This is a genomic window from Ruegeria sp. SCP10 (assembly GCF_040329495.1).
Taxonomy (GTDB): Bacteria; Pseudomonadota; Alphaproteobacteria; order Rhodobacterales; family Rhodobacteraceae; genus Ruegeria.
The window spans coordinates 1,061,116-1,080,610 of sequence record NZ_JBDZYF010000001.1; the positions used below are offsets into that span (position 1 = coordinate 1,061,116).

22 protein-coding genes are annotated in these 19,495 nt (G+C 58.2%); 3 read left to right on the forward strand and 19 right to left on the reverse strand.

Going from position 1 to position 19,495, the window contains the following annotated elements; all coding sequences use genetic code 11:
• From nuoE to ABLN87_RS05465, 11 genes are all read right to left on the reverse strand, one after another.
• Positions 1-1,101 carry an NADH-quinone oxidoreductase subunit NuoE gene (nuoE, locus tag ABLN87_RS05415; RefSeq protein ID WP_353008129.1) on the reverse strand — a complete coding sequence of 367 codons (1,101 nt, stop codon included), beginning with the start codon at positions 1,099-1,101 and terminating at the stop codon, positions 1-3.
• Positions 1,101-1,475 carry a hypothetical protein gene (locus ABLN87_RS05420; RefSeq protein ID WP_353008130.1) on the reverse strand — a complete coding sequence of 125 codons (375 nt, stop codon included), beginning with the start codon at positions 1,473-1,475 and terminating at the stop codon, positions 1,101-1,103. Before ABLN87_RS05420 ends, nuoE begins: the two co-directional genes overlap by 1 nt.
• The gene (locus tag ABLN87_RS05425; RefSeq protein WP_353008132.1) at positions 1,472-2,695 is read right to left on the reverse strand and encodes an NADH-quinone oxidoreductase subunit D; all 1,224 of its coding nucleotides are present in this window, start codon (positions 2,693-2,695) and stop codon (positions 1,472-1,474) included. The genes ABLN87_RS05420 and ABLN87_RS05425 overlap by 4 nt, the downstream gene beginning before the upstream one ends.
• Positions 2,695-2,826, reverse strand: coding sequence for a hypothetical protein (locus ABLN87_RS05430; protein WP_353008134.1), 132 nt, complete (start codon positions 2,824-2,826; stop codon positions 2,695-2,697). Before ABLN87_RS05430 ends, ABLN87_RS05425 begins: the two co-directional genes overlap by 1 nt.
• A 1-nt stretch (position 2,827) precedes the next feature.
• Positions 2,828-3,001 carry a hypothetical protein gene (locus ABLN87_RS05435; RefSeq protein ID WP_170532285.1) on the reverse strand — a complete coding sequence of 58 codons (174 nt, stop codon included), beginning with the start codon at positions 2,999-3,001 and terminating at the stop codon, positions 2,828-2,830.
• Positions 3,001-3,606, reverse strand: coding sequence for an NADH-quinone oxidoreductase subunit C (locus ABLN87_RS05440; RefSeq protein ID WP_353008136.1), 606 nt, complete (start codon positions 3,604-3,606; stop codon positions 3,001-3,003). Before ABLN87_RS05440 ends, ABLN87_RS05435 begins: the two co-directional genes overlap by 1 nt.
• A gap of 11 nt (positions 3,607-3,617) precedes the next feature.
• Entirely contained in the window at positions 3,618-4,151 is a 534-nt protein-coding gene (locus ABLN87_RS05445; protein ID WP_037307875.1) for a NuoB/complex I 20 kDa subunit family protein, read from the reverse strand.
• A complete protein-coding gene (locus ABLN87_RS05450) occupies positions 4,142-4,507 on the reverse strand; it encodes an NADH-quinone oxidoreductase subunit A (protein ID WP_170532281.1) in 366 nt (121 codons plus the stop codon). The genes ABLN87_RS05445 and ABLN87_RS05450 overlap by 10 nt, the downstream gene beginning before the upstream one ends.
• Before the next feature lie 184 nt (positions 4,508-4,691).
• The gene (locus ABLN87_RS05455) at positions 4,692-5,480 is read right to left on the reverse strand and encodes a crotonase/enoyl-CoA hydratase family protein (RefSeq protein WP_353008137.1); all 789 of its coding nucleotides are present in this window, start codon (positions 5,478-5,480) and stop codon (positions 4,692-4,694) included.
• Position 5,481: 1 nt separating this feature from the next.
• Entirely contained in the window at positions 5,482-6,333 is an 852-nt protein-coding gene (locus tag ABLN87_RS05460; RefSeq protein WP_353008139.1) for a hydroxymethylglutaryl-CoA lyase, read from the reverse strand.
• Positions 6,334-6,392: 59 nt separating this feature from the next.
• A complete protein-coding gene (locus tag ABLN87_RS05465; protein ID WP_353008140.1) occupies positions 6,393-8,324 on the reverse strand; it encodes an acetyl/propionyl/methylcrotonyl-CoA carboxylase subunit alpha in 1,932 nt (643 codons plus the stop codon).
• Between the two features lie 46 nt (positions 8,325-8,370).
• Here ABLN87_RS05465 and ABLN87_RS05470 point away from each other — a divergent pair, with 46 nt between their 5' ends.
• On the forward strand, positions 8,371-9,093 hold the full coding sequence (locus ABLN87_RS05470) for a class I SAM-dependent methyltransferase (RefSeq protein WP_353008142.1): 723 nt from the start codon (positions 8,371-8,373) through the stop codon (positions 9,091-9,093).
• A 27-nt stretch (positions 9,094-9,120) separates the two neighbouring features.
• On the opposite strand, the gene ABLN87_RS05475 is transcribed toward ABLN87_RS05470, so the two are convergent.
• From ABLN87_RS05475 to ABLN87_RS05490, 4 genes are read right to left on the reverse strand one after another with little or no spacing between them, the layout of a single operon-like run.
• Positions 9,121-9,543: an ASCH domain-containing protein gene (locus tag ABLN87_RS05475; protein ID WP_353008143.1), complete on the reverse strand. Its 423-nt coding sequence runs from the start codon at positions 9,541-9,543 to the stop codon at positions 9,121-9,123.
• A 1-nt stretch (position 9,544) separates the two neighbouring features.
• Complete coding sequence (locus ABLN87_RS05480; protein WP_353008144.1) at positions 9,545-11,149, reverse strand: carboxyl transferase domain-containing protein; 1,605 nt, start codon at positions 11,147-11,149, stop codon at positions 9,545-9,547.
• Positions 11,150-11,151: 2 nt separating this feature from the next.
• Positions 11,152-11,715, reverse strand: coding sequence for a hypothetical protein (locus tag ABLN87_RS05485; protein WP_353008146.1), 564 nt, complete (start codon positions 11,713-11,715; stop codon positions 11,152-11,154).
• A complete protein-coding gene (locus ABLN87_RS05490; protein ID WP_353008147.1) occupies positions 11,688-13,214 on the reverse strand; it encodes an AMP-binding protein in 1,527 nt (508 codons plus the stop codon). The genes ABLN87_RS05485 and ABLN87_RS05490 overlap by 28 nt, the downstream gene beginning before the upstream one ends.
• Positions 13,215-13,350: 136 nt before the next feature.
• Between ABLN87_RS05490 and ABLN87_RS05495 the strand changes: the two genes are divergently transcribed.
• Positions 13,351-13,956 (forward strand): OmpW/AlkL family protein, encoded by a 606-nt coding sequence (locus tag ABLN87_RS05495; RefSeq protein ID WP_353008149.1) that lies wholly within the window; start codon positions 13,351-13,353, stop codon positions 13,954-13,956.
• A 47-nt stretch (positions 13,957-14,003) separates the two neighbouring features.
• Here the strand turns inward: ABLN87_RS05495 and ABLN87_RS05500 are convergent, their stop codons facing one another.
• From ABLN87_RS05500 to ABLN87_RS05515, 4 genes are all read right to left on the reverse strand, one after another.
• A complete protein-coding gene (locus tag ABLN87_RS05500) occupies positions 14,004-15,167 on the reverse strand; it encodes an isovaleryl-CoA dehydrogenase (protein WP_353008150.1) in 1,164 nt (387 codons plus the stop codon).
• An 87-nt stretch (positions 15,168-15,254) separates the two neighbouring features.
• A complete protein-coding gene (locus ABLN87_RS05505) occupies positions 15,255-15,881 on the reverse strand; it encodes an EF-hand domain-containing protein (RefSeq protein WP_353008151.1) in 627 nt (208 codons plus the stop codon).
• Positions 15,882-16,095: 214 nt separating this feature from the next.
• Positions 16,096-17,295 carry a DegT/DnrJ/EryC1/StrS family aminotransferase gene (locus tag ABLN87_RS05510; RefSeq protein WP_353008152.1) on the reverse strand — a complete coding sequence of 400 codons (1,200 nt, stop codon included), beginning with the start codon at positions 17,293-17,295 and terminating at the stop codon, positions 16,096-16,098.
• A 39-nt stretch (positions 17,296-17,334) separates the two neighbouring features.
• Complete coding sequence (locus tag ABLN87_RS05515) at positions 17,335-18,006, reverse strand: HAD-IA family hydrolase (protein WP_353008154.1); 672 nt, start codon at positions 18,004-18,006, stop codon at positions 17,335-17,337.
• A 134-nt stretch (positions 18,007-18,140) separates the two neighbouring features.
• Between ABLN87_RS05515 and glmU the strand changes: the two genes are divergently transcribed.
• Positions 18,141-19,493, forward strand: coding sequence for a bifunctional UDP-N-acetylglucosamine diphosphorylase/glucosamine-1-phosphate N-acetyltransferase GlmU (gene glmU / locus ABLN87_RS05520; protein ID WP_353008155.1), 1,353 nt, complete (start codon positions 18,141-18,143; stop codon positions 19,491-19,493).
• Positions 19,494-19,495 lie beyond the last annotated feature (2 nt).

Genomic DNA, 19,495 nt, shown 5'->3' on the forward strand with positions numbered 1-19,495 from the left:
TCAGTCTTCGTAAATACCGTCTTTCTTGGCGCGCTTGGCAAACTCGGTCTCTTCCCCCGCCGCCAGCTTGGCCGCCTGTGCGATCCAACCGTCGCGTTCGATCCGACCTTTGAATTTCAACCGTGTATCGACCCAAGCCACATGCTCGGGCGTCCAGGCTGCGATCTGGTCGAAATGATAAAAACCCAGCTCATTAAGCGTCTGCTCCAACTTGGGGCCGACGCCTTTCAGCAGTTTCAGATCATCGGGTTTGCCATCCCGCGCGGCGGTCAGTGTTTCTGGCTGAGCTTCCTTGGCGGCCTTCGCCTCCTCCGCCTGTTTCACGGCAGGTTTGGCCGGTTTCGGCGCTTTGGGCGGTTTCGGGGCCGATTTGGTCGCCGCGGCCTTGCCATCCTTGCCCAGCCAAGGGGTCAGGATCGGAACCTCAGTCCCGTCGATGCGCTTGACCGTGTCGCCCAGATCGGTGGCCAAGGCCACGCTGGCATTATGCTTTGGCTTTCCGGCGTCGTGTTCGGTCAGGCTGGTCAATCCGTCCAGCGGTTCCGCTGCATAGCGCCCGTTTTGCGGGCCCGGCGTAGGCACCTTGCCCGCCGCCAGGTCGTCGATGATCTTGCCAAAGCTCTCAGCCGTCAGGTCTTCGTAATAGTCCTTGCCGATCTGCGCCATCGGAGCGTTCGCGCAGGACCCCAGGCATTCGACCTCTTCCCAGCTCAGCTTACCATCGCCAGACAACTCATGCGGCTTGGCCGCGATTTTATCCTTGCAGACCGCAATCAGATCCTCGGCCCCACAAATCATGCAAGAGGTCGTGCCGCAAACCTGAATATGCGCCACAGACCCAACCGGCTGCAGTTGGAACATGAAGTAGAACGAGGCGACCTCAAGCACGCGGATATAGGCCATGCCCAGCAGGTCGGCGACGGATTCAATCGCCGGGCGGGTCAGCCACCCCTCCTGCTCTTGCGCGCGCCACAGCAGAGGGATCACCGCGCTGGCCTGACGGCCTTCGGGGTACTTGGTAACCTGCGCTTCGGCCCATTGCTGGTTGGCAGCGGTGAAGGCAAAACTTTCGGGTTGTTCGGGATGAAGACGGCGGAGCATTATTCAGTCGGCCCCTCAATTTCAATTTTTGCGTTGCGAGTTGAGTTCAGTGCGCATTCCGTGCCCAGATTGTGTGGAGCAACACCCTTGACCGAAATGCTGACAGTATACTCATAATCAGACAGCGCCTGAGCAAGAGAGCGTTCCGCATAACTCAGATGGCTTTTGCAGAACTCAGTTTTCGCTTCTGGTGAATCCGGATCATACAACACGGCAAAGTCTTGGTCAGTATACCCTTCCAAGAGCTGTTGAATGTAAATAGCCCCTTCCGAAACGCCCTTCGCTTTACCATCTGCCGAAAGCACCCAACCGTTCTGAGCAACAGCAGCGCTGACCATTGATAAGAACGCAACTGAAAACAACAAAAACCTCACCGGTCAATCTCCCCAAACACAACGTCCATGGTCCCAATGATGGCGGCGACGTCGGCCAGTTGGTGGCCTACGGCGACGTGGTCCATGGCTTGCAGGTGCAGGAAGCCGGGCGCGCGCAGTTTGGCCCTGTAAGGCTTGTTGGTGCCGTCGGCAACTAGATAGACGCCGAACTCACCCTTGGGAGCTTCGACAGCGGCATAAACTTCGCCAGCGGGGACGTGGAAACCTTCGGTGTAGAGCTTGAAGTGATGGATCAGGCTTTCCATCGAGGTTTTCATGTCCGACCGTGTCGGCGGGGTGATCTTGCCACGGGCCAGAACGTCGCCTGGGCATTCGCGGATCTTGGCGATGGCCTGACGGATGATCAGCAGCGACTGGCGCATCTCTTCCATGCGGCAGAGATAACGGTCATAGCAGTCGCCATTCTTACCGACGGGGATCTGAAATTCGAACTCGTCATAGCATTCATAAGGCTGCGCGCGGCGCAGGTCCCATGCGAGGCCCGAGCCACGGACCATCACGCCAGAGAAACCGTATTTCTGAATATCATCCTCGGTCACCACGCCGATATCTGCGTTGCGCTGTTTGAAGATACGGTTTTCGGTCAGCAGCCCGTCAATGTCGTCCAGAACGGCAGGGAACTCGTGGCTCCACGCCTCAATATCGTCCAGCAGTTCGGGCGGCAGGTCCTGGTGGACACCGCCGGGGCGGAAATAGGCGGCGTGCAGGCGGGCACCACAGGCACGCTCGTAGAACACCATCAGTTTTTCGCGCTCTTCAAAACCCCACAGAGGCGGGGTCAAAGCGCCAACGTCCATCGCCTGCGTCGTCACATTCAGCAGGTGGTTCAGGATGCGCCCGATCTCGGAATACAGCACCCGGATCAGAGAGCCCCGGCGCGGAACTTCAACACCGGTCAATTTCTCAATCGCCAGACACCAGGCATGTTCCTGGTTCATCGGTGCCACGTAATCCAGTCGGTCGAAATACGGCAGGTTCTGCAGATACGTCCGGCTTTCCATCAGCTTTTCGGTACCACGGTGCAGCAGGCCGATATGCGGATCGCAACGCTCCACAATCTCGCCGTCCAGCTCAAGCACCAAGCGCAAAACGCCGTGCGCCGCAGGGTGTTGTGGGCCGAAGTTGATGTTGAAGTTGCGAATCTTCTGCTCGCCGCTCAGCGCATCCGCGCTGCCGTCATCATATCTTGAGCCGTCCATCAACGCCTCCGTCTTTTCTTTGCCTCAGCCCGAACCCGGACCTTTTTTGCCTCAACGGCTTTGGCTGCAGCACCGGCCAGCAAAACACCCAGCGCGCCCAATGTGATCAGTTCGCCAAACATCGTCAGCATCTTAACGGCGCTCCATTTCCTGTAGCTTGATCCCGACCCACCAGAGCAGGGCAATCGTGCCAAAAGGGACCAGACACAGCAGGCACCAGACCTTGTTGATCCCGAAGAACGGCAAAATCTTTACCATCGGGATGATGGTCAGCGCGGAAAGGATCAGCCACCAGATACCCCCCATCACTCGGCCTCCTGCTTCTCATCCCCCGGCAGGATGTAGTTCGCACCTTCCCACGGGGACATGAAATCAAACTGACGGTACTCCTGCACGAGGCTTACGGGCTCGTAGACCACTCGCTTTTGCGCCTCGTCATAGCGCACTTCTGTATAGCCCGTGGTCGGGAAATCCTTGCGCAGCGGATAGCCCCGGAAGCCATAATCGGTCAGGATTCGCCGCAGGTCCGGATGGCCTGAAAACAGGATACCGAACATGTCGAACACCTCACGCTCAAACCAATTGGCCGAGGGGTGTACGTCAACGATCGAGGGCACCATGTCTTCTTCACGGATCGAGACCCGCAGACGGATGCGCTGGTTCTGGTACATCGACAAGAAGTGGTACACCACGTCGAACCGTTTAGCCCGCTCTGGGTAGTCCACGCCGGTGATATCCACCAAGGTCGAGAACTGACAGGACCGGTCGCTTTTCAGGAATTCAATGAATTCGACAAGGTTCGACAGCGCAACATCGACGTTCAATTCCCCGTGGGTCACGTCCCAGGACAGAACACAATCCGAGCGTTTCAGTTCAAGCTGTGTGCCGAGTTCTTTGAGTGCTTCGCTCATCTGCCCCTCCCTCAGCGTACAATCGTGCCGGTGCGGCGGATCTTACGTTGCAGTTGCATCAGACCATAGAGCAGCGCCTCGGCGGTCGGAGGGCAGCCGGGTACGTAGATGTCCACCGGGACGATCCGGTCACAGCCGCGCACGACCGAATAGGAATAGTGGTAGTAGCCACCACCATTCGCGCAGGAGCCCATCGAGATCACATAGCGCGGTTCGGGCATCTGATCGTAAACCTTGCGCAACGCCGGGGCCATCTTGTTGGTCAGGGTACCAGCCACGATCATCACGTCCGACTGACGTGGGGACGCGCGGGGCGCGATGCCGAACCGTTCCGCGTCATAGCGCGGCATCGAGGTGTGCATCATTTCGACCGCGCAACAGGCCAGACCAAAGGTCATCCAATGTAAGCTGCCAGTGCGCGCCCAGTTGATGATGTCCTCGGTCGAAGTCAGCAGGAACCCTTTGTCCTGAAGCTCGGCGTTCAGGGCCTGGGTGGCGACTTCTTTGTCGACGCCAGCGGTGTTTGCACCCGTCATCACTCCCATTCCAGCGCCCCTTTCTTCCATTCATAGGCAAAGCCAATGGTTAGAACGCCCAGGAACACCATCATGGACCAAAAACCCACATCGCTGATGTCCTTGAAGCCGACGGCCCATGGGAACAGGAAAGCGATTTCCAGATCGAAGATGATGAAGAGAATCGCAACCAGGTAGAATCGGACATCAAATTTCATCCGCGCGTCATCAAATGCGTTGAAGCCGCATTCATATGCGCTGACTTTTTCCGGATCGGGGTTGCGGACGGCCAGAACGACAGCCGCCAGAATCAGCACTATTCCAAGGCCCACGGCCACGGCCAGAAACACCAGGATCGGGAGATATTCCCGCAACAGCTCTTCCAAGAGTAGCTCCTTTCCTGCGCGATCCATATTGAGCGCGCGGTCAATTGGCGAGTTGACTGGACATTCTCTATCTCTGCGGGGTCAGAGGGTCAACCGATCACAAGCGCGCAGGGCATCAACCTTGGGGTTGACCATCCTGAAATTTCGCATGTCATTCTGCACAGCGCCGCATTCCGTCTCAGAATTAAACGTCGTTGATCCACTTGGGCTTACGTTTCTCAAAGAAAGCGTTAATACCTTCGTGCGCTTCTTCTGTTTCCCAGCGAGAAACCAGCGCATTGATCGTATGGTCAATCACCTGATCGTCAATCTTAGGCCCAAGATCCTGAACCAGCGCCTTGGCCGAGGCAACCGCCCCCGGTGCGCAGTTCAGATAGGGAAGAACTTCGTCCTCGATGGCCTGATCCAACCCGTCTACCGCAACCGTTTTGGCCAAAAGCCCAAGCTTCACGGCCTCGGCCGTATCAAACAGACGCGCTGACATGAAAACCCGGCGGGCCTTGGCCGCCCCCATACGTGCGATCACATAGGGCCCAATCGTCGCCGGGATCAGGCCCAGCTTTGTCTCGGTCAGACCCATTTTCAGGGTTTCAACACCAACCGCCACATCACAGACAGCAGCTAGCCCCACGCCACCGCCGAACGCATTGCCTTGCAACGCTCCGATCAGGGGTTTCGGCATCGTGTTGAGCGCTTGCAGCATTTCCGCAAGCTTGCGTGCTTCGATGAAACGCGTTGCCGGATCGGCTGCCATCTGATCTTGCATCCAACCCAGATCCCCTCCGGCGCAAAAGGATTTACCAGCGCCTGTCAGCACGACGACCCGAACGAAAGGGTCTTGTCCCAAATCCTGCGCCGCGCGCGTCAGTTCGGCGATCATCGTGGCCGACATCGCGTTGTGTTTTTCCGGGCGGTTTAGGCACAGGGTCGCAACGCCGCGTGCATCTGTGACGACAGAGATCGTTTCGTACATTTTAGCCCCTCATGGCGCGCGCCATTTGCGCGGCTTGATCCAACACTTTGGCATCCAAGCCGGTGGCATATCCCAACCGTTCCAGATGCGCCGCAACGGCTTCGGTCGCGACATTGCCCGCTGCACCGGGGGCGTAGGGGCAGCCACCAAGGCCACCAACGGCGGCATCGAATACACGGACGCCCAGTGAAAGCGAGGCATCTATATTGTCCAACGCCCTGCCATTCGTGTCGTGAAAATGACCGGCCAGCCGGGTCACGGGAACACGCTCTCGCACCGCCATCAGCATCCGTGCGATCTTGTCCGGCGTCCCCTGCCCGATCGTATCGCCCAAAGACACCTCATAGCAGCCATGTGAGAACAAAAGATCCGCAACCTCGGCCACCTTTTCGGGCGGTGTCGGCCCATCATACGGGCAGTCGGTCACGCAAGAGACATAGCCACGCACTGGCAGGTCGATGTGCCGCGCGGCGTCCAGGATCGGCGTGAACCGTTCAATCGACTCGGCAATGGTGGCGTTGATATTGGCTTTCGAAAATCCCTCGGAAGCCGAGGCAAAAACCGCGATCTCATCCGCTTTGGCTGCCAATGCATCTTCATACCCCCGCATATTGGGGGTCAGCGCCGCATATCGCACGTCCTTTGCGCGCGTTATTCCGGCCAGAACCTCGGCGCTGCCTGACATCTGGGGAACCCATTTGGGTGAAACAAAGCTGGCCACTTCGATCCGGTTGAACCCGGCATCCGACAGGCAATCGACAAGCGCAATCTTCTCGGCCACCGGAATGTCGCGCGTTTCATTCTGCAACCCGTCCCGAGGCCCGACTTCAAAAATTTCTACCCGTTCGCCCATGCCTCATCTCCCTTTGGTGTCCAAAATGATCGTGACACATGCCCAGACTTTCGAACAGCCTAGCTATCTTCCAACCGGACCAGCGCAGCCCCTGCTTCCACCTGCGCGCCTTCTTCGGCCAGAACCTCTGCGACAACACCATCCCGAGCAGCAAGCAGGGAATGTTCCATCTTCATCGCCTCCAGCACCGCCAAGCGGTCGCCTTCCTTGACCGACTGACCGGCCACTGCAAAGACCGCTTTGACAAGCCCAGGCATCGGCGCCTCGATCAGGTTGGTATCCCCAGCCGCGCTGGCCACGCGATCCAACGGATCGACCATGTCAAAACCTAGACCATAATCCTCGAAAACCGTGATCCGGGGACCAGTGATCGCGACATTGGGCATCGGTTTTCCGTTGATCAGCCAGCGCCCGTCCTGGCGTTGAGCCGTGACGACCGTCTCGCCCACCTGCCATTCCTGTCCCTCGGCGCTGATGACTTGAACATCAAGCTCGATGCGATCCTCACCGGATATCAACTGAACCGCCCGATGCAGAGGCGCCCAAAGCGAGAAACCAGCGTCTGCCCGCAGGTCCACCAAGTTCGAAGCCCGCATGGCTGCCGCCACAAGGGTTTCAGGCCGTGGCGGTACCGCCCGCACCAATTCGTCAAGGTCGCGCCCGATCAGCCCCGTATCGACATCGCCCGAGGCAAAGCCAGTATGCCGGGTCAAGGCCCCCAGGAATGATAGGTTGGTAACCGTTCCGGCGACCTCAGTCCCTTGCAACGCGCGGTGCAACTGTTCAAGTGCGACCGCCCGCGTTGGCCCATGCACAATCACCTTTGCGATCATCGGGTCATACCAGGGGCTGATCGTGTCCCCTGCCCGCACGCCGCTATCCGCCCGGCACCCCTGCGGAAAACACAGATGGGTCAGGGTACCTGTTGCTGGCAGGAATCCCTTGGGTACATCTTCGGCATAGAGCCGCGCCTCGAACGCGTGGCCGTTGATTGACAGTTCATTTTGCTGTTTCGGCAAGCTCTCACCCGCTGCCACACGCAACTGCCATTCGACCAGATCGACGCCCGTGATCGCCTCGGTCACCGGGTGTTCAACCTGTAGGCGCGTGTTCATTTCCATGAACCAAAACCGATCCGGGCGCAGTCCCTCGGACGCGTCGACGATGAACTCAACCGTCCCCGCCCCTTTGTAGCCAATCGCCTCAGCCGCGCGGACACCTGCCTGTCCCATGGCGTCGCGCATTTCAGTGGTCATGCCAGGGGCCGGAGCCTCTTCGATCACCTTCTGATGGCGTCGCTGCAACGAGCAGTCGCGTTCGAAAAGATGCACCGCATGGGTGCCGTCCCCGAATACCTGCACTTCGATATGGCGGGGCTTGGCGACAAATTTCTCGACCAGCACCGCATCATTGCCAAAGGCAGTCTTGGCCTCACCGCGCGCGCTGTCCAAAGCGGCCGAGAACTCCTCGGGCGTCTCGACCAGCCGCATCCCCTTGCCGCCGCCGCCTGCCACGGCCTTGATCAATACAGGATAGCCGATGGTTTCCGCCGCTACGGCCAGATGCTCGGGGTCCTGATTGTCCCCATGATAGCCCGGAACAACAGGCACGCCCGCCTGTTCCATCAGAACCTTCGCTGCGTCTTTGAGGCCCATCTTCCGGATCGCATCTGCCGATGGTCCGATGAACGTCAAGCCCGCAGCCTCAACCGCATCCACGAATTCCGGGTTTTCGGATAGAAACCCATAGCCCGGATGGATCGCCTGCGCGCCGGTATCCAGCGCCGCCTGAATGATCACATCACCCTTCAGATAACTCTCAGCCGGGGCCGCGCCGCCGATATTAACCGCTTCATCCGCCATCTGCACATGCTTGGCCGAGGCATCCGCATCGGAATAAACAGCAACACAGGACACACCCATTTTCTGAGCCGTCTCCATAACTCTGCAAGCAATCTCGCCACGGTTGGCAATCAGGATTTTATTGAACATTGGTAACCCCTTGCAATCCGGTTCTCCTCTCCGCAGGGTCCAGACCATGAGCAATGACATCTATGACCCCAACTTTGTGGCAGGCGTGTTCGACAGGTGCTCGGATTCCTACCGAAATTGGAGCGCAGTCGCGTCCTTCGGCCTGGTTCGCGCATGGCGCAGAGCATGTGTGAAAGGGCTGACCCTGCCCAAGGACACGCAAGCGTCCGGAGTCGATCTCATGGCCGGCACCGGAGAAGCTTGGCCTCATCTGCTTGCCGAGTTTCCTAGAATCGCGAACGTTACCGCGGTCGACATAAGCCCGGGGATGCACAAGCATGCTATGAGCCGTTTGCACAAAAGCCGCGATGACCGCATCACCCACCTCTGTGCCAATATGTTGACGACAGACCTTCCAACCGCCTCGGCGGATTTTGCGATTTCTACCTTTGGATTGAAAACCTTTAACGCTCAGCAGCATCAGGTTTTCGCCGATCAGCTTTGCCGTATTCTCAAGCCCGGCGCTCCGTTTTCGTTGATCGAAGCAACGGACCCTGTGGATTGGTTTTTGCGGCCTGTTTACCGTTTCTATCTTGACGGAGTGCTTCCGCAAGTTGAGCGTTTCTTTCTGAATGGTGCACAAGACTTTACCATGATCGGTGAATATACACGGAATTTCGGAAAAGGTGAGACCGTTTTGACAGCCCTTAAATCCGCAGGGCTGAACGTCGAAACGACATACTATGTTAGTGGCAGCGCTGTTCGGTTTTCTGGAACCAAACCAAACTGAGCGGCGCGTTTCCGTAAACATCCCCATCTACCGCTTGCCCGCCAGATCTTCGACAAGACGAAATCGCTCGCAGACCAACTCCATCTCAGGATCGAACCCGCCATTGCGCTCGAAATAGCGGCGGTGATCATCGCGCCACCCCGCAAGCGTTTCATTCTCGCCCTCGGCCAGCGCGAAACCTTCTGTCACATCGCAATAGCGACAGACCGTAACCTCTACCGTTTCGATCACCAGCGCCGGGCGATCATCCCAGTTCAGAGCAATATCGCGCCGCCCGACCACGGGCATGTCGAGAGAGCCTTCGGGATAGTTTCGCAATGCATCGCAGGTCGCCGTTTTCTTTCCAGCACGCACAAGGGCCAGCAGCTCGTCACACAGCGCCGCGTTGTCCCCAAACTTGAAGGTCTGTGCGCCTGGGTAGCGGTTTTTTAGCTGTTCCAGATCGGTCATCTTACATCCTGAACACGCCGAAACGTGTCTCCTCAATCGGGGCATTCAACGCAGCGCTGAGCGACAAGGCCAAAACATCACGGCTTTTGCGCGGATCAATGATGCCGTCATCCCAGAGCCGAGCCGAGGCGTAGAGCGGGTGCGACTGTTCCTCGAACATCTGCAGTGTCGGGCGTTTGAAATCGGCTTCTTCCTCGGCGGACCACGTGCCGCCCTGCCGTTCGATCCCGTCGCGTTTGACGGTGGCCAGAACACCCGCCGCCTGCTCGCCACCCATCACGGAAATCCGCGAGTTCGGCCAAGTCCACAAGAACCGAGGCTGATAGGCACGACCGGCCATGCCGTAGTTTCCGGCCCCGAAGGACCCTCCGACAAGCATCGTGATCTTAGGCACCGAGGTTGTCGCCACCGCCGTCACCATCTTGGCCCCATGCCGCGCGATGCCTTCGTTCTCGTATTTACGGCCGACCATAAAGCCGGTGATGTTCTGCAGGAACACCAGCGGGGTTTTGCGTTGCGAGCACAGCTCGACAAAATGAGCGCCCTTCTGTGCGGCTTCGGAAAACAGCACGCCATTATTGGCGATAATCCCGACCGGGCAGCCTTTGACATGGGCAAAGCCGGTCACCAGCGTTTCCCCGAACCGCGGCTTGAACTCATCGAAGCGAGAGCCATCGACCAGCCGCGCGATCACCTCCCGGATATCATAAGGCGTGCGCAGATCCGCCGGAACCACGCCGAGGATTTCCTCGGGGTCATAGGCAGGGTCTTCGGGGCTGGCCCAATCCACCGTCTGCGGTTTGCGCAGGTTCAACGAGCCGACAGCCCGTCGCGCCAAAGCCAGAGCGTGGGCGTCATCCTCGGCGAGATAGTCTGCCACGCCGGACAGGCGGGTATGCACGTCACCGCCGCCCAGATCTTCGGCACTGACGACCTCGCCGGTCGCTGCTTTCACCAGAGGCGGACCGGCCAAGAAGATCGTGCCTTGTTCTTTCACAATGATGGTCACGTCCGACATTGCGGGTACATAGGCCCCACCAGCCGTACAGGACCCCATCACCACAGCGATCTGAGCGATCCCCTTCGCGCTCATCCGCGCTTGGTTATAAAAGATACGGCCAAAGTGATCGCGGTCGGGGAAGACCTCATCCTGATTTGGCAGGTTCGCACCGCCGCTGTCGACCAGATAGATGCAGGGCAGATGGTTTTCCTCAGCGATCTCCTGCGCGCGCAGGTGTTTCTTCACCGACATCGGATAATAGGTGCCGCCCTTCACCGTGGCGTCGTTGCACACGACCATGACCTCGAGCCCCTGCACCCGACCGATCCCTGCGATCACCCCGGCACAAGGCGCGGCATCACCATACATCCCATGCGCCGCCGTCGCGCCGATTTCAAGAAACGGAGAGCCCGGGTCGAGCAGGTTCGCCACCCGTCGCCGCGGCAGCATTTTGCCCCGCGATTCATGCCGCGCGCGGGATTTCTCGCCCCCACCCATGCGAGCCGCTTCGGCAGCGGCAGAGATTTGCGCCAGCGCATCGAGATGGGCAGTGCGGTTTGCCTTGAAGCCCTCAGAGGTGGGTATGGCTTTGGATGTGAGTTTCATGACTATGGCACCTGTTTTTCTTCTTCGCGTTCATTCGCGCGTTGGAGAATTCTCAGTGCAAGCCAGCCAGCCAACGCGTCCGCATAGCCACAAGCGTCCTGCTCAGAGACGCCTTCGATCTGAATATCTTCACAATCAGTCATCGCTGGTGCGAATTGTGCCAATATTTCATTGTCGAATATTCTCTTTGCATCTCTTATTACGTCCTGCGCGGTAGGAGGATCTTCGTAGCCAAGACGGGCTTCTTCTGGGATTTCAGGCCACTCCGAAATCGTTTCGTTGCGCATCCACTTTGACACCACCAGAACGCATCTTTCGGCCTCAGCATCTGGGTCCGCCAACTCACACATCCTGTGACTTTGACTGATACACTCCACATCCATAGGAAGCGAATAGTCGACATTTGGAACCAGATCAGTGCAAGCTCGCAAAAATGCGACTGTATCATACCTTTCAGGATCGGCTGCCATAGTTTGTGTTGCAATGCTAATTGCACCCAGCGAAGACGCTAGAATTAAGAGGCTTCTCAATTCGAATATCACCTGTTCAACTCCTCTGCCGCCCATGCCTTCAAGTCCTTGCGGATCACCTTGCCCGTAACCGTCATCGGCAACTCCTCCAAAAACGCCACCTCACGCGGGTAGGAATATTGCGCCAGTCGGGCCTTGACCCAATCCTGCAACTCCACCTCTGACACGTCCGCTCCCGGTTTCAACACCACATAGGCCTTCACGATCTCGGTCCGCAGCTTGTCGGGCTTGCCGACTACGCCCACTGTCGCCACTGCCGGGTGGGTCAGCAGGCAATCCTCGATCTCAGCCGGGCCGATGCGGTAGCCAGCGGAAGTGATCACGTCATCCTCACGTCCCACAAAGCGCAGGTAGCCACACTCCCACACGCCGCGGTCGCCGGTGATCAGCCAATCGCCGCGGAACTTTTCAGCGGTGGCCTCGGGGTGGTTCCAGTATTCCAGCAGCATCGAGGCCGAGCCGCGCCGGATGGCCACGTCGCCTTCCTCGGAGGTCGGGTTGCCATCCTCGTCGATCACCGCCACCTCATACCCCGGCACCGGTTTACCAATACAGCTGGGGCGCACCGGGAAGTCGTCAGCGCAGGACGACACCACCATGTTGCACTCGGTCTGGCCGTAAAATTCATTGATCGTCAATCCGAACGCCTGTTGCCCCCAAGCTAGCATCTCGGCGCCCAGAGGCTCACCCCCTGAAGCGACCGAGCGCAAGCCGGGGATGCTCTGATCCGCCGCTTTCAGCATCCGCAGCGCGGTCGGAGGGAAGAACACGTTTTGCACCCCACCCTGCGCGATGACATCAGCACAAGCCTCAGCCGAGAACTTATCCAGCCGTGCCGCAACTACTGGGACGCCCAGCGCCAATCCCGGCATCAGCACATCGAACAACCCACCAATCCAGGCCCAATCGGCAGGGGTCCACAAGCAGTCCCCGTCGCGCAGGTGATTGTGGCTGATTGAAACGCCGGGCAGATGGCCCGTCAGCACCCGATGCCCGTGCAGCGCGCCCTTGGGGTTGCCGGTTGTACCCGACGTATAGATCAGCACCGCCGGATCATCCGGCCCAGTCTCGGCAAAGGGAAGTGGAGCGCCGGGCACCCCTACCTCGGATGCGATCAGAGGCTTTGCGATCCTTTCAAGCAGCCCGGCACCCTCGACATCGGTCAGCACAACACTTGCACCCGCATCACTGACACGAGACCGCAAAGCCTCCTGTTTGAACAGCTTGAACAGGGGAACCGAGATCGCGCCCATCTTCCAGATCGCCAGATGTGCGGCGGCGCACCATGGGGATTGGCTGAGCAGGACCCCGATCCGGTCACCTGGCTGCACCTGCTGCTGTAAGGCACGGGCGATCCCGTCGGTCATATGATGCAGCTGTTCATAGGTCACACGCTGTTCGGAGGGGCCAGTCAGATCAATCACGGCCACACGATCATCGGGATGATCCAGACACTGGCGCGCCATGTTCAACCGGTCGGGCAGATCCCAGCCACCCTCTGGGCGCAAACCAGGTATGCGCGTAGGGTCAAGCATCTGCTAGGCCTCTTGTTTCATTGAATTTTCCCGCTGGACACAGGCAACCAGAACCAAGCGAAACTTGATACAGATCAGAGCGCGGATGGGCCTTTGCCGCCACACAAGGGACATCAACAAAACCAAAGGCAAGATCATGATGAAAACGCTCGCCGCTTTGACATTCTCGACCGCACTGGCCGCTTTGGCCGTGCCTGCATTTGCCCAATCGCAGGGTGACTGGACCCTTGGCGTAGGTGTGGGATATCTGGACCCGAAATCCGACAACGGAACACTTGCAGGGCTTAGCGCAGATATCGACGCGGATACCCGCCCGATCTTCACCGCCGAATACTTTATCCGCGACAATTTGGGGATCGAGCTTTTGGCTGCAACGCCCTTCAGCCACGACATAACTCTGGGAGGCAGCACCGACGCAGGCAGCGTCAAGCACCTGCCCCCGACCCTGTCGCTCAACTATCACTTCCCGACCAATAGCGCCTGGAAGCCCTATGTCGGGGCCGGTCTGAACTACACGATCTTCTTCGACGAAAGCTCTCCGCTGGGTGATCTCAAAGTCGACAACTCGTTCGGGGTCGCGCTGCAGGCCGGGCTGGACTATCAGGTCACCCAAAACGGTGCAGTCCGACTGAATCTGCGCTGGTTCGACATCGACTCGGACGTGACCTTGGATGGCGCCGATATCGGCACCGCCGAAATCGATCCCTGGCTGGTCGGTGTGTCCTACGTCCATCGGTTCTGATCCAATCCAAAGCGCCCCGCCGACCCAAAACCAGCGGGGCGTTTTCTTCACTGCATCTCACTCATCAGCTCGCGGCCAATCAGCATCCGGCGAATTTCGCTGGTGCCTGCACCGATCTCCATAAGTTTGGCATCTCGGAAAATCCGGCTGACCGGCGCGTCCGACAGGAACCCGGCCCCGCCCATCGCCTGAACCGCCTGATGCGCCTGCGTCATCGCCGCCTCTGAGGCATAGAGACAGCACGCTGCTGCATCCTGCCGCGTCACATCCCCACGATCGCAGGCCTTTGCGACCTCATAGACATAAGCCCGGGCAGAATTCATCGCGGTATACATATCCGCGATCTTGCCCTGCATCAGCTGGAAGCTGCCAATGGGTTTGCCGAACTGTTTGCGTTCGGCCAGATAGGGCATGATCTCATCAAGACAGGCCGCCATGATCCCGGTTCCGATCCCGGCCAGAACGACACGTTCGTAGTCGAGCCCAGACATCAGAACGGCAACGCCCTTGCCTTCTTCGCCCAGAACATTTTCGAACGGCACTTCGACATCTTCAAAGATCAGTTCCGCTGTATTGGACCCGCGCATTCCAAGCTTGTCGAAATGCGGTGAGGTCGAGAAGCCCTTCATCTCTTTTTCGATCAGAAACGCGGTGATCCCTTTAGAGCCCGCCTCTGGGTCTGTCTTGGCGTAGACGACCAGCGTATCCGCATCCGGCCCGTTGGTGATCCAGTATTTGTTGCCATTCAGCCGGTAATGATCGTTGCGTTTTTCCGCGCGCAGCTTCATCGACACGACGTCCGATCCGGCCGAAGCCTCGGACATCGCCAATGCACCCACATGCGCGCCAGAAATCAGGCGCGGCAGGTAGTTTTGCTTTTGCTCCTCATTGCCGTTCAGCTTGATCTGATTCACACACAGGTTCGAGTGCGCACCATATGAGAGCGAAACCGAGGCCGAGGCACGCGCCACTTCCTCGACCGCAATTGTATGAGCCAGATAGGACATTCCGGCCCCGCCATATTCCTCGGGCACAGTCACGCCCAGAAGGCCAAGCTCTCCCATCTCCGCCCATAGCTCATTGGGAAAAGCATTAGATGCGTCGATCTCGGCGGCCATCGGCTTGACCCGTTCCTGCGCCCAGCGATGCACCATCTCGCGCAGCGCGTTTACATCCTCGCCGAGATCAAAAGTCATTTCCGCCTGGAACATTTGGTCTGCCTTTGCGCTATACGTCAGTAATTGAACATGTGTTCATTTATAGCGAGGCGAAGAGTGTCTGTCCAGTTGGAATGCGGTCTAGTGGTTCACGAACTCACCCAAGCTGATCCGCCCATCACCATCTGTATCTATTTGCTCCAAAATCTCAGAAGCGCGGGCGGCGCTGTGCATACCAATGGCCGCTCTGCATTCCGCGCTGACTTTGGCTTCGTCTTCACGAAAGCCGAACTCCAACTCTGCCAAGGTCACAAATCCGTCCTCGTTGGTATCGGCGGATGTGAAATCGTCAGCCCGGTAGCGTTCATTTGCCGCTACGACTTCAGACAAGGTGATGCGGCCATCGTTGTCAGCATCTGAGAAGCCAATTGCATCATCTGCCAGTTCTTCCGGCGACATTGACCAAACTTTCGCCAATTCGGTTCCATCACAATCGCTAGGCAAGTTCACCTGCTCGGCCTGCTGCGTCATGTAACTCAGCATTTCGATCCGATCGACAAATCCATCGCCGTTGGTATCCTTGGCACGAAAATTGCCAGCGAAATCGGTTTTTGCAGATGCTCCAGACATCGATACAGCGGCTAAGATAGCGATCGTCAGAATTACTGGAGACGCCGCAACTACAGTCTTTTTCATGGTTGAAACCTCCTTCGAGTTTGAATGAGGCACTCCATCTTCAGCGATCAAGCGGCGCAAAGCCGCGCTCATGCTTTCCCCGCGCGCAGCAACCCGTGCGGCGAACGCGTTTTTTTCCGACAGGCTTAGCCTGACTTCCAGAGATTCAGATTTTTTCTCTTTGGTCATGGTTCCGCAATCATATCTGATGGTGTGCCCGCTCAAAGAAGCAAAGACACCTCAATTTGCCAGCATGATAACGTCCGTACGCAAGCGAAATCGTGTCCGGACAACGGATTTTGCTGTTTCAGGCCGTCGCCAGATTGTGAATCCGCGCGACTTCTTCCCGAATTATCCGAGCGATCAGATCACAGTCCTGCAAAGAAAACGTAAGCGGGACACGCATATCCAAAATACCCGTAAGGATACGATCCGATCCCGGCATACGTTCGCTTTCGACATAGCGCCAGCTGTCATAGCGAGAGGTAAAGCCTGTCGGTTCGGCCCCACCAAACCATTTCAACTCGACCCCCCGTTTTGCGCACCGACCAATAACCTCGGTGATCCGATCGGGAACCCAGTCCAGAAGCAGGAACTGGATCGACGAACCGACATAGGTTTCTTCCTCTGGCCGGTCCACAATTGTCAGCCCCGGCGTTCCGCGCAAGCCAGCCTCGATGGTCCGGTATCTTTCGTTCCACCGACCAACCTGCCGGTCCAGATCGCGCAACTGCGGACGTAGGATCGCGGCGCGCAGATTATCCATTCGACCCGAGACATTGGGGGTGGTGTATTTGACGCGCTCGAAAACCTCGGGTGATGGTGCGGCCAGATGACGTTCATAGAGCATGTAAGAGCCCGACAGCATCGTGGCCTTGGCCGCAAGCTCCTCATCATCGGTGATCAGCAGGCCGCCTTCGCCGGAATTGACATGCTTGTAGGTCTGGCAGGAATAGCAGCCGATTGCCCCCTGCCGACCGGACAATTGCCCCCTCCAAGCTGCGCCCATCGTGTGTGCGCAGTCTTCGATCACAACCACACCTGCCGCATCACAAAGTTGCATCAACCGATCCATGTCGCATAGGTGACCGCGCATATGGCTGAGCATCAGAACCCGCGTCTGATCCAGCTTGGTCTCAAGATCGTCCAGATCAATCGTCAGATTTTCCGAGACGCCTACAAACACAGGTTTAGCCCCAACAGATGCAATCGACCCCGGCACCGGTGCAAGGGTAAAGGCATTCGTCAAAACCGGGTCACCCGGCTGAACACCCACCGCGCGCAAGGCAGTCGCCAAAGCGTAACCGCCTGAGGACACCGCCAGACAGTATTTCGCCCCCATCTGGGCGGCAAATTCCTGTTCCAACAATGCGGTCTCGCCCAGCTCACCCGGTGCGACGTTATAGCGATGCAGACGCCCATGGCGCAGGACGGCCAGCGCGGCCTCGATCGCCTCGTCGGGGATCGGTTCTTGCTGGGTGAAACTGCCAGTGAATGTCTCAGTCATGGCTCAGTTCTGGGGCTCTATCCGCGTCGGGTCAAGAGATCATGCCGCCGCACCGATCAGATCGGTCACAACACCCGGCAGATCGTCAAAATGATGCAGCAAAGCCTCGGGCTGCAACGCGGCCATATCGTCCCCCGAAGGACCGAAGGTAACCAACACAGATGGCACGCCTGCGGCCTTGGCTGTGTTGCGGTCAGTATCAGAGTCCCCGATCAGAACGCACAGGTCGGGATGACCACCTGCCCGCCGCGCCGCCTCGCGCAGGGGTTCAGGGTCAGGTTTGCGCACCGGCAGTGTGTCGGCCCCCACCAGCGCGGCGAACTGATCCCGAACACCCATCTGTGACAAAAGCTGATGTGCCAAGGCCTCAGGCTTGTTGGTGCAAATGCCAACGCCGTAACCGGTGGCCTTAAGGGCGTCGACTGCTTCCAGCGCGCCCGGGTAGAACCGCGTGTGCGTGTCGATATCGCTGGAATAGGCCTCAAGCAACACGGGATAATAAGCGTTTACGGTTGCCTCATCATAGGCTCCGACCCGTTTCAAGCCGTGCGTCAGCATCATCCGACCACCACGCACCGCAATGCCCGCATCCTGTCCCTGAACCAGTACATCCCCATGCCCCATCGCGCGAAAACAATGGTTTGCGGCGGCCAGCAAATCACCGGATGTATCCGCCAAAGTCCCATCCAGATCGAAGATGACCGTGCGCATCGCGCCTCCTTGCTCGGCAGTTTTCCGCCATGTCATGTTGCAATCGGCAATCTTGTTTGATGGCCGAACGGCTTGCGCCTTTGCCCTCAGCGGATAAAACGGTCGGCAAGAAAACACAAAGAGAAAACGATTTCATGACCATTGCCCTTGTCATCCTTGCCGCCGGAAAAGGCACCCGGATGAATTCGGATATTCCAAAGGTACTGCATCCCATCGCCCAGGTTCCGATGCTGATCCACGCCATGCGCGCCGGATCGGTGCTGTCGCCCGAGCGCACTGTGATCGTCACAGGGCATGGCGCGGAGGCCGTTGCCAAGGTCGCGCAGGCCGAGGATGAAACGGCGCAGATCGCAGTGCAGGAAGAACAACTGGGCACTGCGCATGCCGTGGCGCAAGCGCGAGATGCGTTGCAGGGGTTCGAGGGCGATGTGGTTGTTCTTTATGGCGACACGCCGTTTTTGCAGCCCGACACGCTGGAACGCATGATCGAGGCACGTGCGCAGAATGATCTGGTGATCCTGGGCTTTGAGGCCGCCAATCCGGCTCGCTACGGGCGTTTGGTCATGAATGGTGAAACGCTGGAGCGGATTGTCGAATTCAAGGAAGCCTCAGATAAAGAACGGGCGACAACCTTCTGTAATTCAGGACTTTTAGCGTGCAACTCAGAAACACTTTTGTCGCTGATTGATGCGGTGGGTAATGACAACGCCGCGGGCGAGTACTACCTGACGGATGTGGTCGAAATCGCTCGCAGCCGTGGTCTGAGCGTAACCGCCGTAGCTTGTGACGAAGCCCAGACACTGGGTGTGAATTCTCGCGCTGATCTGGCTGCGGCGGATGCTGTGTTTCAGACGCAGGCGCGCGCCGAATTGCTGGATCTGGGCGTGACTCTGATGGCGCCGGAAACGGTTTATCTGGCCGCCGATACGGTCATTGGGCGCGATACGGTAATCGAACCCAACGTGGTCTTTGGCCCCGGCGTGACCGTAGAAAGCGGCGCGACGATCCGAGCTTATTCGCATTTGGAAGGCTGCCATGTCAGCCGAGGCTCCGTCGTCGGCCCCTATGCCCGCCTGCGCCCCGGTGCGGAACTCGCAGAAAACGCGAAGATCGGCAACTTTGTCGAGATCAAGAACGCTGAGATTGCCGAAGGCGCGAAGGTCAATCACCTTAGTTATGTCGGTGATGCTGTAGTTGGTGTCGCAACGAATATCGGCGCGGGCACGATCACTTGCAACTATGACGGCGTGATGAAGCACAAAACCACGATTGGTCAGAATGTCTTTATCGGTTCGAACACCATGCTGGTTGCTCCCGTTACCGTGGGCGACGGGGCGATGACGGCGACCGGTACAGTGGTGACCAAAGATGTTGAAGCTGATGCCTTGGCCGTTGCGCGGGCCAAGCAGGAAAACAAACCCGGCTATGCGCGTAAATTATTTGATATGTTAAAGGCGAAAAAGGCTCGCCGCGATAAAGAGGCCTGAGT